Annotated in this window: 15 protein-coding genes and 1 tRNA gene; 7 read left to right on the forward strand and 9 right to left on the reverse strand. The window is 71.7% G+C overall.

What is annotated here, in order from left to right; translation table 11 throughout:
• The first annotated feature begins 22 nt into the window (after window positions 1–22).
• A complete protein-coding gene (locus ABZ854_RS23600) occupies window positions 23–1,024 on the forward strand; it encodes a proline racemase family protein (protein ID WP_361214109.1) in 1,002 nt (333 codons plus the stop codon).
• A 39-nt stretch (window positions 1,025–1,063) separates the two neighbouring features.
• Window positions 1,064–1,762 (forward strand): GntR family transcriptional regulator, encoded by a 699-nt coding sequence (locus ABZ854_RS23605; RefSeq protein ID WP_361214110.1) that lies wholly within the window; start codon window positions 1,064–1,066, stop codon window positions 1,760–1,762.
• A gap of 44 nt (window positions 1,763–1,806) precedes the next feature.
• Here ABZ854_RS23605 and ABZ854_RS23610 read toward each other — a convergent pair whose 3' ends face one another.
• From ABZ854_RS23610 to ABZ854_RS23620, 3 genes are all read right to left on the reverse strand, one after another.
• Window positions 1,807–3,378, reverse strand: coding sequence for a cellulose binding domain-containing protein (locus ABZ854_RS23610; RefSeq protein WP_361214111.1), 1,572 nt, complete (start codon window positions 3,376–3,378; stop codon window positions 1,807–1,809).
• A gap of 208 nt (window positions 3,379–3,586) precedes the next feature.
• Window positions 3,587–3,660, reverse strand: a tRNA-Pro gene (locus ABZ854_RS23615).
• A gap of 45 nt (window positions 3,661–3,705) precedes the next feature.
• Window positions 3,706–5,175, reverse strand: a complete 1,470-nt coding sequence (locus ABZ854_RS23620) for an MFS transporter (protein ID WP_361214113.1) — start codon at window positions 5,173–5,175, stop codon at window positions 3,706–3,708.
• A 184-nt stretch (window positions 5,176–5,359) separates the two neighbouring features.
• Here ABZ854_RS23620 and ABZ854_RS23625 point away from each other — a divergent pair, with 184 nt between their 5' ends.
• On the forward strand, window positions 5,360–5,938 hold the full coding sequence (locus ABZ854_RS23625; protein WP_361214115.1) for a helix-turn-helix domain-containing protein: 579 nt from the start codon (window positions 5,360–5,362) through the stop codon (window positions 5,936–5,938).
• Between the two features lie 24 nt (window positions 5,939–5,962).
• Here the strand turns inward: ABZ854_RS23625 and ABZ854_RS23630 are convergent, their stop codons facing one another.
• Window positions 5,963–6,487, reverse strand: coding sequence for a hypothetical protein (locus tag ABZ854_RS23630; RefSeq protein WP_361214117.1), 525 nt, complete (start codon window positions 6,485–6,487; stop codon window positions 5,963–5,965).
• A 135-nt stretch (window positions 6,488–6,622) separates the two neighbouring features.
• On the opposite strand from ABZ854_RS23630, the gene ABZ854_RS23635 reads away from it, so the two are divergent.
• Window positions 6,623–6,967 (forward strand): cupin domain-containing protein, encoded by a 345-nt coding sequence (locus ABZ854_RS23635; protein WP_361214119.1) that lies wholly within the window; start codon window positions 6,623–6,625, stop codon window positions 6,965–6,967.
• Here ABZ854_RS23635 and ABZ854_RS23640 read toward each other — a convergent pair.
• Window positions 6,957–7,997 carry a LacI family DNA-binding transcriptional regulator gene (locus ABZ854_RS23640; RefSeq protein WP_361214120.1) on the reverse strand — a complete coding sequence of 347 codons (1,041 nt, stop codon included), beginning with the start codon at window positions 7,995–7,997 and terminating at the stop codon, window positions 6,957–6,959. The two genes, ABZ854_RS23635 and ABZ854_RS23640, sit on opposite strands and share 11 nt — an antisense overlap.
• Window positions 7,998–8,196: 199 nt before the next feature.
• On the opposite strand from ABZ854_RS23640, the gene ABZ854_RS23645 reads away from it, so the two are divergent.
• The 3 genes from ABZ854_RS23645 to ABZ854_RS23655 all read left to right on the forward strand — a co-directional run bounded on the left by ABZ854_RS23645 (window position 8,197) and on the right by ABZ854_RS23655 (window position 11,264).
• Window positions 8,197–9,363 carry a Gfo/Idh/MocA family oxidoreductase gene (locus ABZ854_RS23645; protein ID WP_361214122.1) on the forward strand — a complete coding sequence of 389 codons (1,167 nt, stop codon included), beginning with the start codon at window positions 8,197–8,199 and terminating at the stop codon, window positions 9,361–9,363.
• 84 nt (window positions 9,364–9,447) lie between these two features.
• Window positions 9,448–10,224, forward strand: coding sequence for an SDR family oxidoreductase (locus ABZ854_RS23650; RefSeq protein ID WP_361214124.1), 777 nt, complete (start codon window positions 9,448–9,450; stop codon window positions 10,222–10,224).
• Window positions 10,225–10,259: 35 nt separating this feature from the next.
• Window positions 10,260–11,264, forward strand: coding sequence for a Gfo/Idh/MocA family oxidoreductase (locus ABZ854_RS23655; RefSeq protein ID WP_361214126.1), 1,005 nt, complete (start codon window positions 10,260–10,262; stop codon window positions 11,262–11,264).
• Between the two features lie 96 nt (window positions 11,265–11,360).
• On the opposite strand, the gene ABZ854_RS23660 is transcribed toward ABZ854_RS23655, so the two are convergent.
• From ABZ854_RS23660 to ABZ854_RS23675, 4 genes are all read right to left on the reverse strand, one after another.
• Window positions 11,361–11,600 carry a hypothetical protein gene (locus ABZ854_RS23660; protein WP_361214211.1) on the reverse strand — a complete coding sequence of 80 codons (240 nt, stop codon included), beginning with the start codon at window positions 11,598–11,600 and terminating at the stop codon, window positions 11,361–11,363.
• Between the two features lie 101 nt (window positions 11,601–11,701).
• Window positions 11,702–12,613 (reverse strand): ATP-binding cassette domain-containing protein, encoded by a 912-nt coding sequence (locus ABZ854_RS23665; RefSeq protein ID WP_361214128.1) that lies wholly within the window; start codon window positions 12,611–12,613, stop codon window positions 11,702–11,704.
• 7 nt (window positions 12,614–12,620) lie between these two features.
• Window positions 12,621–13,697 (reverse strand): ABC transporter permease, encoded by a 1,077-nt coding sequence (locus tag ABZ854_RS23670; protein WP_361214130.1) that lies wholly within the window; start codon window positions 13,695–13,697, stop codon window positions 12,621–12,623.
• Window positions 13,697–14,716, reverse strand: coding sequence for a sugar ABC transporter substrate-binding protein (locus tag ABZ854_RS23675; protein WP_361214132.1), 1,020 nt, complete (start codon window positions 14,714–14,716; stop codon window positions 13,697–13,699). Before ABZ854_RS23675 ends, ABZ854_RS23670 begins: the two co-directional genes overlap by 1 nt.
• Window positions 14,717–14,924: the final 208 nt, after the last annotated feature.

Genomic DNA, 14,924 nt, shown 5'->3' on the forward strand with positions numbered 1-14,924 from the left:
GTCACGACAAGGAGACCGGAGCATGCGCAGCAAGCTCGTCCTGCACGCCGTGGACTCGCACACCGAGGGCATGCCGACCCGTGTCGTCACCGGCGGGATCGGTACCGTGCCCGGCGCGACCATGAACGAGCGGCGGCTGTACTTCCGTGAACACCGGGACGACATCAAGCGGTTGCTGATGAACGAGCCGCGCGGCCACTCCGCGATGAGCGGCGCGATCCTGCAGCCGCCGAGCCGCCCGGACTGCGACTGGGGTGTCCTCTACATCGAGGTGTCCGGGTACCTGCCGATGTGCGGGCACGGCACGATCGGGGTGGCGACCGTGCTGGTGGAGACCGGCATGGTCGAGGTCGTCGAACCGGTCACCACGATCCGGCTGGACACCCCGGCCGGCGTGGTGGTGGCCGAGGTGGCGGTGGAGGACGGCGCCGCCCGGAGCGTGACCCTGCACAACGTGCCGTCGTTCGCCGTGGCCCTGGACCGGAAGATCACCCTGCCCGACGGGCGCACGGTGACGTACGACCTGGCGTACGGCGGGAACTTCTACGCCATCCTGCCGCTGGACGCCTTCGGACTGCCCTTCGACCGCGCCCGCAAGGAGGACATCCTGCGGGCCGGGCTGACGCTGATGGAGGCGATCAACAACGAGGGGGAACCGGTCCATCCGGCGGATCCGTCGGTCCACGGCTGCCACCACGTCCACCTCTACGCGCCGGGCGCCACCGCCCGGTACTCGCGGCACGCGATGGTGATCCACCCGGGCTGGTTCGACCGGTCCCCCTGTGGCACGGGGACGAGCGCGCGCATGGCGCAACTGCACGCGCGGGGCGAACTCCCGCTGCACACCGAGTTCGTGAACGAGTCGTTCATCGGCACCCGGTTCACCGGCCGGCTGCTCGGCACGACGGAGGTGGCCGGTGCCCCGGCGGTGCTGCCGAGCTTCACCGGCCGGGCCTGGATCACGGGCACGGCGCAGTACCTGCTCGACCCGACCGACCCGTTCCCAGCCGGGTTCGTGCTCTAGGGCGGGCGCCGGTGACCTTGGTGGATCCCCTAGACTTCGATGATGCGTGACATGGCACCAGGCTCGCGGCCGGCCGAGGCACCCGAACTCCCCCGGCTGGGCGGCCGCCGCAGCAGCTTCCGGGAACGGGTCGCCGAGGCGCTGCGGGCCGCGCTGATCGCGGGCGAGCTGCGGCCGGGCGAGGTCTACTCGGCGCCCTCGCTCGCCGCCCGCTTCGGGGTCTCGGCGACCCCGGTGCGGGAGGCGATGCTGGACCTGGCCAAGGAGGGGCTGGTCGACACGGTGCCCAACAAGGGGTTCCGGGTCACCGCCGTGTCCGACCGCCAGCTCGACGAGTACACGCAGATCCGCGCGCTCATCGAGATTCCCACGGTGGTGGAGCTGGCGCGGACCGCCGACCGGGTGTCACTGGAGGCGCTGCGGCCGGCGGCCCGGGAGATCGTCGCGGCCGCGGCCGCCGGGGACCTCATCGCCTACGTGGAGGCCGACACCCGCTTCCACCTTGGGCTGCTCGCCCTGGCCGGGAACACGCACCTGGTCGAGGTGGTCGCCGACCTGCGCGGCCGGTCCCGGCTGTACGGCCTCACCGCGCTGGTCGAGGCGGGCCGTCTGCTCGCCTCGGCCGACGAGCATCTGCAGCTCCTCGACGCCCTGCTGGAGCGGGACGAGAAGGCCGTACACGCGATCATGACCCGGCATCTCGGGCACGTGCGGAGCCTGTGGGCCGCGTCGGACTGAGCGCGCGACGCGGCCCCCGGTTGTCAGCCGGTGCAGGCTGTGGGTCAGCCGGTGTAGGCCGCGAAGATCTTCGCGAACTCGTAGGGTGACTGCGGGATGTTGGTGCACTTGTACAGCGCGCCCGTGCAGGCGTTGCGGTCCCGGGTTGCCTCCCAGAAGGCGAGTTCCCCGAGGTGCTTGCCCTGGGCGAAGGCGACCAGCTGCCGGGCGTCGGCCTGGTCGTAGACGTGGCCGTCGTCGTTCTGGCCGAGCATCGGGGTGACGCCGAGCATCGCCCAGAGCTGCGCGTCGGACTTCGCCGGGTAGAGGGACTTCAGCTGGGTGAAGGTGCTCTGCGCGGCCTGGACGGCGGCGTCTCCGTAGTCGGTGCTCCGGTAGTAGTCCATGGCCATGACGTTGACGAGGTCGAGGTCGACACCGGCGTCCCGCGCGGCCTTGACCACGTTCAGCCCGTCCGAGGTGAGGCCCTCGGGGAGCACGGGCAGGGTGAGGGAGATCCTGAGACCCGGGTGGGCCTGCTGGAGGCGTGCCAGGGCCTGCGAGCGCCGGGTGATGGAGGCGGTGTCGGCGACGGCGGCGCCCTCGATGTCGAAGTCGGCGTACCGCAGGTCGTAGGCCTTGACGACGGCGTCGTACTCGGTGAACAGGGAGTCCACCGAGTCGCAGGCCTGGGCGAGTTCGATGCCGGAGGCGCCGCCGAAGGAGACCTTGACGTCGCCGCCGCGGGCCCGGATCGCGTCGATCTGGTCCTTGGCCCAGCCGTCGCGCGGGTCGTAGGCGTTGAACCACATGGCCTTGCAGCCCGACGCGGTGATGAACGACATGGTGTAACTGTCGGTGCCGCCGGCCGAGGCCATGTCGGGCATGCTCGGCGTGGGCCAGGCGCCCATGTCGATGTAGGGCGCGGTGTGCACGCCGCCGCCCGGCGGGGTGCCGCCGGAGGTGGTCGTGGTGGCGCTGACGACCGCGCTGTAGGCGGAGAGGTTGCCCGCGGCGTCCTTGGCGCGGACCCGGAAGGAGTAGCCGGTGCCGGGTTGCAGTCCGGTCGCGGTGTAGGAGGTGGTGGTGACCGGGACGGGCGTGCCGCCGTCGCGGGAGACCTCGTATCCGGCGACCGATCCGGAGTCGTCGGTGGCGGCGCTCCAGCGGACGGTCAGGGAGGAGCTGGTCGCGGAGCCGACGGTCACACCGGCCGGCACGCTCGGCGGTGTGGTGTCGCCTCCGCCCGAACCCCCGGTGCAGGGGGCGCCGTTGAGCGTGCAGTTCGCCGGTGCGCCGCTGCCGCTGGACACCCAGCCGAAGGTGACGCTCGCCCCCGGGGCCAGCGAGCCGTTGTACTCACGGTTCTTGAAGGTGTAGTGGCCGCCGTCCTGGGTCAGCAGGGCGTCCCAGTACGAGCCGACCGTGGTGCCGGCGGGCAGGTCGAATCGGACGGTCCAGCCGGACAGCGCGCTGTCGCTTCCGTTGGTGATCGTGTAGAGGCCCTGGTAACCGCCGCTCCACTCCGAGGACTTGGCGAAGGCCGCGGTCGGGGAACCCGTCGCGCCTGCGGGCGGGGCGAGTACGAGGAGCAGGGCCGTGACGAACAGGGCGAGGAGTGCGGACGGTCTTCGCATCGCTGCCTCCAGGGGGTCGGGCGCCACACGGGCGCCGAGGCCGCACAAGATTGGTCCATACCAGATGACTCCCCCTGTTGGTACAGACCAGCGGACGATCCGTCAAGACGGTGTGCGGGGAAAAGAGCGGCACGGGATGCTCCGAAAATGAGCGAGAGGCCGCTCCGAGTCCTCCTCAGAGCGGCCTCTCGACCGCGTCTTCCGCACGTCGGGACGACAGGATTTGAACCTGCGACCCCTTGACCCCCAGTCAAGTGCGCTACCAAGCTGCGCCACGTCCCGTCGCGGCCCACGCGGTGGTGTTCCGCGTGATCACGCAGGTCAACCCTACCGTACGGGCGCGGGTGCCGGGGCCGCGTCGGCTGGGGTCGCGCCCGTCGGGGTCGCCTCCGCCGGGGACGAGGTCGCGGCGGCGCGCGGGGTACGGCCCGTACGGCGTGCCGGGACCAGCAGGGCGGCGCCCGACGCGGCCAGCATCAGGACGGCGAGGAGGGCCCAGCCGTGGGTGTAGCCGGCGGCGTACGGCAGTCCGGAGGACTGGAGCCGGCCGGTGACCAGGACGCTGGTGAGGGCGGCACCGATGGAGCCGCCGATGGTGCGGATGTTGGCGTTCATGCCGGTCGCGGCGCCGGTCTGCTCGGGCGGCACACTGCCCACGACCAGGTTCGCCATGGCGGCGTAGGCCAGGCCGATGCCGAGGCCGAACAGGGCCGCGACGACACCGATCTGCCACTGCTCGTCGTGCCACAGGGTGAGGACACCGCAGGCGAGCGCACCGAGAGCGGCGCCCGAGGTGAGCAAAGCCTTGGCGCCGACGCGGGGTTCGAGGCGCCCGGCGAGGACACCGGAGAGGAACATCGCGAGGAGCATCGGCAGCATGAGCAGACCCGAGGCGGTGACGCTCGCCCCGAAGCCGTACCCGGCGGAGGACGGGGTCTGGACGAAGCCGGGCAGGAAGGACCAGATCGCGTACATGCCGGCGCCGAAGAGCAGCGCGGCGGTGTTGGTCGTCCACACCGCGGGCAGGCGCATCACCCGCAGGTCGATCAGCGGGGTGCGGGAGCGGGCCTCGCTGCGAAGCCACAGAGCGAACAGCAGCACGGCGGCGACGAACAGACCGAGCACCCGCGCGGAGCCCCAGCCCCACTGCACGGCCTGGCTCAGCGGCAGGAGCAGGGCGACCAGCCAGGCGGACAGCAGTCCGGCACCGAGCCAACTCACTTTTCCCTCGGCGCGGTTGGGCGACTCGGGGACGTAGCGCAGGGCTATCAGCACGGTCACCGCGACGACGCCGACCGGGATCCAGAACAGCCAGCGGTAGTCGAGGGCGGAGACGATGGGGCCGGCCGCCACCATGCCGACGCCGCCGCCCGCGGCGATCACGGCGGACAGGTTGCTGATGCTGCCGCTCACCTCGGACGGGGCGAACTCGTCCCGGATGATGCCGAAGGAGAGCGGGAACAGGGCGCCGCCGACGCCCTGCACGACCCGGGCGACGATCAGGACGCCGATGGTCGGGGCGAGCGCGGCGACCAGGCAGCCCGCGAGGACCGTGACCAGCACTGCGACGAGGGTGCGCTTCTTGCCGGCGAGGTCGCCGACGCGGCCGAGGATCGGGGTGAAGACCGAGGCGGACAGCAGGTACGCCGTCATCACCCAGGTGGCGGTGGACTGCGAGGTGTGCAGGGCGTGCTGGACGGTCGGCAGGGCCGGCGCGATCAGCGACTGCAGCATGGCGAACACGCCCGCACCGGTCGCGAGGACCGCGAAGGTGAGGCGGGTGGACGTGCGGGGCATGGCGGAGCCTCTCCGGAATCCGGTGACACGGAGGATGGAGGATCTGATGAGTGAGGGAGCACGGTGGGGTCACACCGGCACTGGTAAAGTGGAGGTACCCCTCCACTGTAGCGGAGGTATCCCTCCGGTTCAACTGATCGGAGGATCACCTCCGGTTTACCGAGCCCCGTCCGGGAGGCACCCAGTGACCGCCACGCCGTTGCCCGTCAGCGAGATCGTCGCCGCCCGCAGGCCGCACCGTAAGGACGCCGCCCGCAATTACGACGCCCTGCTCGGCGCTGCCCGGGAGGCCTTCGCGGAGCACGGCGCGGAGGCGTCGCTGGAGGACATCGCCCGCCGCGCGGGCGTCGGCATCGGCACCTTGTACCGGAACTTCCCCACCCGCCGCGACCTCTTCGAGACCGTGTACGCGGACGAGGTGAACACCCTGTGCCGGGCCGCCGAGGAGCTCGCCGACCGCGAACCCTGGGAGGCGCTGACGTCGTGGCTGGGCCGGTTCACGGGCTACATGGTCACGAAGCGGGCGGTGCGGGAGGCCCTGAACGACCAGTCGGACATCTTCATGGCCTGCCGCGACTCGATGTACGGCGCCGGCGGCCCGCTCCTGGAGCGCGCCCAGAAGGCGGGTGTGGCCCGCACCGACATGGACTTCGGTGACCTGCTGCGGATGGTCGCCGGGATCACGGCGACGGCGTTCGAGGACGACGCCCAGCGCGACCGGGTCCTGGCGATCGCCCTCGACGGCGTGCGCACTGCCCGCTGAGGCCCACCCACGCGTCCGGCCCCGTCACTTGATCAGCGCGTTGGCCACCACCACGAGCACACCCAGCAGCGCGTCCGTCGTGCCCAGCCGGATCGCGGACGGCCAGCTGCGGGACTGCCCGCGGGCGGCGATCAGGCCGAGGGTGAAGAGGATGACGATGTTGAGTCCGAACGCCTGGGACTCCACTCCCGTGGCCGGCCACCACCCCCAGCCCGCCCCCGCCAGCAGGAAGACCGTCGGCAGGACGACCGCGACCAGCGGCCACTCGTCGCACACGGCGCGCACGGCCTCCCAGCGGCGCTGCGGGGTGCGCTCGGCGATGTAGTGGGCGTAGCCGTGGGCGAGGGCCGACGCGAGCGCGGTGACCAGCACCCAGAGGGCGTCGTAGCGGCGGCTGGAGGCGGAGTTGTGGCCGTGCTCGATGAGCGCGGCCACCATGGAGCTGGCCAGGACGGCGCCGTAGACCCCGCCGAAGAACACCATCTCGCGGGTGTCGCGAGCGTGCGCGTGCGGCTGCGGAGCGGGGGCGGCGGTCGTGGGATGGGCCATGCCTTCCACCCTTCCGCGCCGGACGAGTGGCCGCCACTTCGCGCGATGGGCCCGACGAAGTGTCCTCCCACCAGGCCCGTTGCCGCACACTCTGTCGGCGGCGGTCCGGCGGCGGCGCTGGCTAGGGTCACCCCCATGACGCACAGCTTCGCGCTCCACATCCCCGGCGCCGACCTCGAACCCGAGCCCCTCGACCCGGCACAGATCGTCTCCGGGACCCCGGAAGTGACGGGCAGGGTGGTCTGGGAGTCGGCGGACGGCCGGCAGGTCCGCGGCATCTGGCAGATCACGCCGGGCGTGGTGACCGACACGGAGGCGGACGAGATGTTCGTCGTGCTCAGCGGCTCGGCGACGATCCAGGTCGAGGGCGGGGCGTCGTTCGACGTCGGGCCCGGCGATCTGGCGGTGCTGCGCGCAGGGGACCGTACGACCTGGACGGTGCACGAGACCCTGCGCAAGGCCTACGCGATCAATCTGTAGGGCCGGTGGGAGCCTCGGCGGACCCCTCGGTCCGCCCCCCGGCCGGGGCCGTCGTCGTCCCCCGGATCTCCAGCCTCGGTACGGCCAGCCGTACGCGCCGCTCCTCCCCCGGGCGCTCGAAGCGGTCGAGGAGGCAGCGTGCGGCGTGGCGGCCGACCTCGTGCGGGGCGGTGTCGACGGTGGTCAGCCAGACGTGCCGCAGCCGGGAGATGCTGGTGTTGTCGTAGCCGGCCACCGACAGGTCGCGCGGTACGCCGAGGCCGAGTTCCTCCGCCGCCGACAGCGCGCCGACGCAGGCCATGTCGTTGACGGCGAAGACGGCCGTGGGCCGCTCGGGGCGGCTGAGCAGCCGTACGGTCCCCCGGTAGCCGCCCTCCTCGGTGAGATCACCGGGTTCGACGAGCGGCTCGGCGCCGTGCGCGCGCATGGCCGCCTCGAATCCCCTCCGGCGCAGCGCGCCGACGGCTCCATGCCCCGCGAGGTGCGCGATCCGGCGGTGCCCGAGGCCGAGGAGGTGCTCGGTGACGAGCCGGGCTCCGTGCTCGTCGTCGCCGGTGACGACGTCCACCCCGGGGAGTTCCGGCTCACGGGCGCCCGCCACGACCACCGGCATCCGCCGGGCGAGCGCGGCGAGCCCGCCGGCGTCCGGGACCGTGCCGACCACCACCAGCCCGTCGACGCCCAGGTCCAGGAAGGGGCCCGCGAGGTCGTGTCCGGTACGGCGGTTCAGGCGGGCGTCGGCCAGCAGCATGTGCAGGCCGGCCGTGTGCAGCACGGAGTTGAGGCCGTCGAGGAGGTCGACGAACCAGGGGTTGCGCAGGTCGTCGAGGAGGACGCCGACGGTGCGGGTGCGCTGTTCGCTGAGGCTGCGGGCGGCGGCGTTCGGCCGGTAGCCCAGCTCCCGGACGGCCAGCAGCACGGCGTCCCGCTTCTCCGCGCTGACGGGGCCGGAGCCGCGCAGCACCAGCGAGACCAGCGACTTGGACACGCCGGCGCGTTCGGCCACGTCGCGGATCGTCGGCGGTCTCATGGCATGGACCGTTCCATGCCGTCAGCCGCGCTGTCAAAGGCTTGACACGCTGGGCTTGTCAGGACAAAGGTGGCCCCCACAGGATGTGGACCGGTCCAACCGCCGGTCGACGCGGGGACGACAGGCCGAGGAGAGTACCGCCATGGCGGAAGCGGCGAGGGGAGGCGAAGCGGTGGAACCGACGAGGGGTGGCCAAGCGGTGGAACCGGCGGAAGCGCTGGGTGTCGCCGTCGTCGGGTTCGGCTGGATGGGCCGGGTGCACACCCAGGCGTACGCCCGGGTCGCCCACCACTATCCCGGGCTCCCCCTGCGGCCCCGCCTGGTCACGGTCGCCGAGGAGGTGCCGGGCCGGGCCGAGGAGGCCGCCGAGCGGTTCGGGTTCGCCTCCGCCACCCGCGACTGGCGCGAGGTGGCCGCCGACCCGCGCGTGCGGGCGGTCAGCATCACCGCGCCGAACTTTTTGCACCGCGCGATCGGCGTGGCCATGGCCGAGGCGGGCAAGCACATCTGGATCGAGAAGCCGGTGGGACTCACCGCCGAGGACGCCCGGACGGTGGCCGCCGCCGTGGCCCGTGCCGGAGTGCGGGGCGCGGTCGGCTTCAACTACCGCAACGCGCCCGCCGTCGAGGCCGCCCGCGATCTCATCGCGTCCGGCGGGATCGGCACGGTCACGCATGTGCGCGTCCGGCTGTTCAGTGACTACGCCGCCCACCCCGAGTCTGCGCTGACCTGGCGGTACGAGCGCGAGCGCGGCGGCAGCGGGGTGCTCGGCGACCTGGCCTCGCACGGCGCCGACCTGGCCCGGTTCCTGCTCGGCGAGATCGCCGCCCTGACCGCCGACACGGCGGTCTTCGTGCCGGAACGGGCCCGCCCGGCCGGCGCCACCGCCGGGCACACCCGCGCGTCCGGCGGCGAGCCGGGCCTGGTGGAGAACGAGGACTACGTCGGCTGCCTGCTGCGTTTCGCCTCCGGCGCGCGCGGGACCCTGGAGGCCTGCCGGGTCTCCGTCGGCGAGCAGAACGCCTACGGCTTCGAGGTGCACGGCACTTGCGGCGCGGTGTTCTGGGACTTCCGCCGGATGAACGAACTGCGGGTCAGCCAGGGCACGACGTACCAGGACCAGCCCGTCAGCACGGTGTACGTCGGCCCGGGCGACGGGGAGTTCGCCGCGTTCCAGCCGGGCGCGGCCAACGCGATGGGCTACGACGACCTGAAGGTGATCGAGGCGTACCGGTTCCTGCGGTCCGTCGCCGAGGACAGGCCGTACGGCGCCACCCTCGCCGACGCGGTGCGCAGTGCCGAGGTACTGGACGCGATGGCGCTGTCCGCCGAGAGCGGGACGTGGGTCGACCTGCCGGTGTCGTAAGCGGGTCGCGGGCGAGTCGTACGCCTGCCGCAGGGCCCGACGCTGGCGGCGGGCGGCAGAGGACAGGGAGAGGGCAGGCATTCCATGGGACTTCTCGACGACAGGGTCGTCCTGGTCAACGGCGGCAGTCAGGGCGTGGGGGCCGCGGTCGCGCGGGCCGCCGTCCGGGCGGGCGCCGTCGTGGCCGTCAGCGGCCGCCGCGCCGGACCCGGCGAGGCCCTGGTGGCCGAGCTGACGGCGGCGGGCGGCCGGGCGCTGTACGTGCGCGCCGACCTGTCGGACGCCGAGGAGGCCAAGGCGGCGGTGACCGAGGTGGTGCGGGCGTTCGGGCGGATCGACTGCCTGGTGAACTCGGCCGGACTGACCTCCCGGGGCACGTTGCTGGACACCACTCCGGAGCTGTTCGACGCGCACGTCGCGGTCAACCTGAGGGGGCCGTTCTTCGCGATGCAGGCCGCGGTGGCGGACATGCTGGCCCGCGGGGCGCCGGGCACGATCGTCAACATCATCACCTCGTCGGCGCACGGCGGGCAGTCCTTCCTCGCCCCGTACGTCGCCGCCAAGGCCGGGCTGGCCGGACTCACACGGAACGCGGCGCACGCCCACCGCTGGGACCGGATCCGGATCAACGGCCTGAACATCGGCTGGACCGCGACGGAGGGCGAGGACGCCACCCAGCGCGCCTTCCACGGCGCCGGCGACGACTGGCGGGAGCAGGCCGCCGCCCGGCTGCCGATGGGCAGGCTGGGCCGGCCGGACGAGATCGCGGACTTCGTCGTCCTGCTGCTGTCCGACCGGTCGGGCGTGGTCACCGGATCGGTGATCGACTGGGACCAGAACGTACTCGGCGGACTCGACTGACCGTCCGTCCGGCACTTTCGCACTCAAGGAGCACCATGCGTATCGGAATCCTCGGCCTCGGCCGCATCGGCGCCTTCCACGCCGAGACCCTCTCCGGCCTTCCCGCCGTCGAGTCCCTCGTCGTGTGCGACCCGTTCGCGGACGCGGCCAAGGCGGCCGCCGAACGGTTCGGAGCCGAGGTCGCGGACTCTCCTCAGGCGTTGCTGGCCGCCGGGGTGGACGGCCTCGTCGTCGCGGCGGCCACCGACGCCCACCCGGCGCTCATCCTGGCCGGGGTCGAGGCGGGGGTGCCCGTCTTCTGCGAGAAGCCGGTCGCCCGGACCATGGTGGAGGGCAGCGAGGTCCTCGGGGCCGTCCGGGGCAGGGACGTACCGATCCAGATCGGCTTCAACCGCCGCTTCGACGCGGGCTTCACCGCCGCACGGCAGGCCGTCCTGGCGGGCGAGCTGGGGAAGCTGCACACGGTCCGCTCGACGACGCTGGACCCGGCGCCGCCGCCGGCCGCGTACGTCGCCGCGTCCGGTGGGATCTTCCGCGACTGCTCCGTCCACGACTTCGACGTCATCCGCTGGGTGACCGGCCGCGAGGTCACCGAGGTGTACGCGGTCGGCGGCAACCGGGGCGCGGAGTACATCAGGGAGGCGGGCGACGCCGACACCACCGGCGCGATCCTGACGCTGGACGACGGCACCATCGCCGTGGTCTCCAACTCGCGCCACAACGCACGGGGTTACGACGTGCGCATGGAGCTGCACGGCTTCCGGGACTCCGTCGCCGTGGGACTGGACGACCAGTTGCCGCTGCGGTCGGTGGAGCCCGGGGTGACCTTCCCGGTCGGCACCCCCCACGACTTCTTCATGGACCGCTTCACGGCCGCGTACCGCGCGGAACTCAGCGCCTTCACCGAGGTCGTGGCGGGCGGGCGGCCGTCCCCCTGCACCGTCGAGGACGCGCTGGAGGCCGGCTGGATCGCCGAGGCCTGCACGCTGTCGCTGCGCGAGCACCGGCCGGTGACGGTCGAGGAGGTCCGGGGAGCCTGATTTCGAGGGCCCGGGAGGCCTTCCAAACCCGGGAAACCCAGCACGTTCAGGAGACCGGTGCCCGCGAGCGGGTGCCGGTCTTCTCGCGTCCGGGGTTCAGAGGCAGTAGCGCACCATCCACTCGTCCGGGTCGTACCGGTCGCGCGCCGGGTCCGGGAGGGTGGCGGGGCGGGTCTCGACCGTGTCCTTTGGCCGTATGCGCTCGGGGAGCGTGCCGAAGCGGAGCCGGCGCTCTGTGGCGCCGGACAAGTCGGCCGTGCCGACTGCGGTGGCCGTACCGGCCGGCTCCTGAGCGGTGTGCCCGTGTTCGCTGCCGTGTTCCCTGCCGTGCTCCATGTCGTGTCCTCCCGTCGCGCGGGGACTCCCCGTCGTCCAGGAGAACGCCGGAGCCCGCCCTTCGGTTCCCGAAGTCACCGAGGGCGGGCGGGTTCACCGGGTCACGAGGGCCGTTCGCCGGTGGGCGTGGCGGGCGCGGTGAGGTCCTTCGACTCGGGGAGTTCGTCCACGTCGACGCCGCGCACCTGGGACAGCTCGTGCTTGAGGGCGGCGAGTTCGGCGCCGCCCGCCATGTGGTTGGTGAGTTCCTCCAGGGTGATGTCGCTGCGCGCGGCGGACAGTTCGAGGGTGCCCAGGCGCAGGACGCTGAAGTGGTCGCCGACCATGAACGCGTGGTGGGGGTTGTGGGTGATGAAGATGACGCCGAGGCCGCGGTCGCGGGCGGCGGCGATGTACTTCAGCACCACGCCGGACTGTTTGACGCCGAGCGCGGCGGTTGGCTCGTCGAGGATGAGGACGCGGGCGCCGAAGTAGACGGCGCGGGCGATGGCCACGCACTGGCGCTGGCCCCCGGACAGGGTGCCGATGGGCTGTTCGAGGTCGTCCAGGACGATGCCCATGTGGCGCAGTTCCTGGTCGGCGGTGGCCTTCATCCGGGCGATGTCGAGGCGGCGCACGGGCCAGGGGCCGCGGGTCATCTCGGAGCCGAGGAAGAAGTTCCGCCACACCGGCATCAAGGGGACGGTGGCGAGGTCCTGGTAGACGGTGGCGATGCCCCGGTCCAGTGCCTCGCGCGGGGTGGAGAAGCGCACGGGGGTGCCGTCGACGAGGAACTCGCCCTCGGTGTGCTGGTGCAGCCCGGAGATGATTTTGATCAGGGTGGACTTGCCGGCGCCGTTGTCGCCGAGCACACAGGTGACCTGGCCGGCCCGCACGGTCAGGTCGACTCCGTGCAGGGCGCGGATGTTGCCGTAGGCCTTGCCCGCGCCGCGCAGTTCGACGAGGGGGCCGCCGGAGGCGGGCGGGGTGTCGGCGACGACCGTGCCGTGCGTGCCGCTCTTGTCGCTTTTCATCGGGGTGCTACCTCCGGGTCGCCGTGCGCTGGACCCACAGATTGATCAGGACGGCGCCGAGGAGCATCACGCCGAGGAAGGCCTTGAACCAGTCGGGGTTCCAGCCGGCGTAGACGATGCCCTGGTTGACCATGCCGAACATGAAGGCGCCGAAGACCGGGCCGATCGCCGAGCCGTAGCCGCCGGTGAGCAGGCAGCCGCCGATCACCGCGGCCGCGATGTAGATCAGCTCCTGGCCCACGCCCTCGCCGGACTGGACGGTGTTGAACGAGAACAGCTGGTGCATGCCGACGAACCAGGCGCCGAAGCCGACCAGCATGAACAGGGAGATCTTGGTGAACTTCACGGGCACGCCGACGGCCCGCGCGCTCTCCTTGTTGCCACCGACCGCGAAGATCCAGTTGCCGTACTTCGTGCGCAGCAGCACCCAGGTGGCGATGGCGGCGAAGACCAGCCACCAGACCACCGTGATCTTCACCTCGACCCCGGCGACGTCGAACGACGACGCGAAGATCTTCTTGGCCTGGCCGAAGCCGTCCATGTCGCTGATGTCGTCGGTGGCCACGTTGCCGGTGACCAGCTTCGTCACCGCCAGGTTGACGCCCTGAAGGATCAGGAAGGTGCCGAGGGTGACCAGGAAGCTGGGCAGTCCGGTCTTCACCACCATCCAGCCGTTGAAGGCGCCCACGGCCAGGGACACGACGAGGGCGACGATCACGCCCACCCAGACGTTCATGGTGAGCTGGTAGCTGAACATGCTCGCGGTCAGCGCGGAGGTGATCACGGCGACACCGGCCGACAGGTCGAACTCGCCGCCGATCATCAGCAGCGCCACCGGCAGCGCCATGATCCCGATGGTCGACGACTGGTAGAGGACCGTCGCCATCGAGCTGCCCTGCCGGACCGAGGGCGCCGCGATCTCGAAGAAGACCAGGACGGCCACGGCCCCCAGGAAGACGCCGACCTCGGGCCGGGCCAGCAGCCGCAGCACCAGCGGGCGCCGCGTGGTGCGGCCGTCGGTCTGCTTGGGGCCGGGGGCCGGCGGTTTTCCCACCGCCGGCCCTGCCTGCTGGGCCATGCTCATCACCGGGTGCCCTTCGCGGCGAACCGGGCGACCTGGTCGACGTTGGACTTGTCGACGAAGGCCGGGCCGGTCAGCACCGGCTGCTCCCCGCCGCCGCTGTAGTTGCCGTTGTTCTTGTAGAGCCAGAGGGAGTCCACCGCCAGGTAGCCCTGGAGGTACGGCTGCTGGTCGACGGCGAACTGGATGGTGCCGTTCTTGATGGCTCCGGTCAGCTGCTTGTTCAGGTCGAAGGTGGCGACCTTGGCCTTGCTGCCTGCGTCGGACACGGACTGCACGGCGGTCAGCGCGTAGGGGGCGCCGAGCGCGACGATGTAGTCGATGGAGTTGTCCTGCTTCAGCTTGGCCGTGATCGTCGACTTCACGGACGGCATGTCGGTGCCGTTCACGTACAGGGTCTCAGTCGTGCCGGAGAACGTCTTCTTCATGCCGTCGCAGCGCTGGGTGAGGCCCACGTTCCCCTGCTCCTGGATGACGCAGACGGCCTTCTTGGCGCCGACCTCGTTGAGCTTCTTGCCGAACGCCTCGCCGGCGACCGACTCGTCCTGGCCGAAGAACTCCAGCAGGCCGAGCTTCTTCCAGTCGCTGACGCCCGAGTTCAGTCCGACCACCGGGATGCCGGCCGCCGTGGCCTTGCCGATGACGCCCTTCATCGCGTCCGGCTTGGCGAGTGTGACGGCGATGCCGTCGACCTTCTGGTCGACGGCGTTCTGCACGAGGTTGGCCTGGTTGCCGGCGTTCGGGTCGGCGGAGTAGACGAGCTTGATGTTGTCCTTGGCGGCGGCGGCCTCGGCGCCCTTGCGGACGATGTCCCAGAAGGTGTCGCCCGGCGACTGGTGGGTCACCAGCGCGACCGTCATCCGGGGGGTGTCGGCCTTGCCCGCGGAGGCGTTCGACCCTCCCTCTTCGGCCTTCTTCCCCCCGGAACTGCTGGAACAGCCTGCGAGGGTGAGGGCTGCCGCGGCGGCCACGGCCACGACCGGGGCCAGTCTGCGGGAGCGGGGGTGGGAAGAGCGGTCCATCGTTCCTGCACCTCACTGTTGCAACGGGGGATACGGGGCCTGCATGGATAAGAACGCTGTCGCGTTGACGGGATCAAAGTCGCTGCCGGGCCCGCTGTCAATACTTTGTTAAGACATCATTTCACGAACAGGTCAGAATGTAAGTACAAACTAGGGGCAGCTGTCCCCGCACCTCCATCCGTCCAGTACACCGCGCCACGCGTCGCGC

This window comes from Streptomyces sp. NPDC047028 (assembly GCF_040644095.1).
Lineage (GTDB): Bacteria > Actinomycetota > Actinomycetes > Streptomycetales > Streptomycetaceae > Streptomyces.

Coding starts and splice junctions, on each gene's coding strand:
- ABZ854_RS23660 (WP_361214211.1), bottom strand. CDS start 11,600: ATGGAGCACGGCAGGGAACACGGCAGCGAACACGGGCACACCGCTCAG.
- ABZ854_RS23665 (WP_361214128.1), bottom strand. CDS start 12,613: ATGAAAAGCGACAAGAGCGGCACGCACGGCACGGTCGTCGCCGACACC.
- ABZ854_RS23650 (WP_361214124.1), top strand. CDS start 9,448: ATGGGACTTCTCGACGACAGGGTCGTCCTGGTCAACGGCGGCAGTCAG.
- ABZ854_RS23630 (WP_361214117.1), bottom strand. CDS start 6,487: ATGGCCCATCCCACGACCGCCGCCCCCGCTCCGCAGCCGCACGCGCAC.
- ABZ854_RS23670 (WP_361214130.1), bottom strand. CDS start 13,697: ATGAGCATGGCCCAGCAGGCAGGGCCGGCGGTGGGAAAACCGCCGGCC.
- ABZ854_RS23655 (WP_361214126.1), top strand. CDS start 10,260: ATGCGTATCGGAATCCTCGGCCTCGGCCGCATCGGCGCCTTCCACGCC.
- ABZ854_RS23605 (WP_361214110.1), top strand. CDS start 1,064: ATGATGCGTGACATGGCACCAGGCTCGCGGCCGGCCGAGGCACCCGAA.
- ABZ854_RS23640 (WP_361214120.1), bottom strand. CDS start 7,997: ATGAGACCGCCGACGATCCGCGACGTGGCCGAACGCGCCGGCGTGTCC.
- ABZ854_RS23600 (WP_361214109.1), top strand. CDS start 23: ATGCGCAGCAAGCTCGTCCTGCACGCCGTGGACTCGCACACCGAGGGC.
- ABZ854_RS23620 (WP_361214113.1), bottom strand. CDS start 5,175: ATGCCCCGCACGTCCACCCGCCTCACCTTCGCGGTCCTCGCGACCGGT.
- ABZ854_RS23635 (WP_361214119.1), top strand. CDS start 6,623: ATGACGCACAGCTTCGCGCTCCACATCCCCGGCGCCGACCTCGAACCC.
- ABZ854_RS23675 (WP_361214132.1), bottom strand. CDS start 14,716: ATGGACCGCTCTTCCCACCCCCGCTCCCGCAGACTGGCCCCGGTCGTG.
- ABZ854_RS23610 (WP_361214111.1), bottom strand. CDS start 3,378: ATGCGAAGACCGTCCGCACTCCTCGCCCTGTTCGTCACGGCCCTGCTC.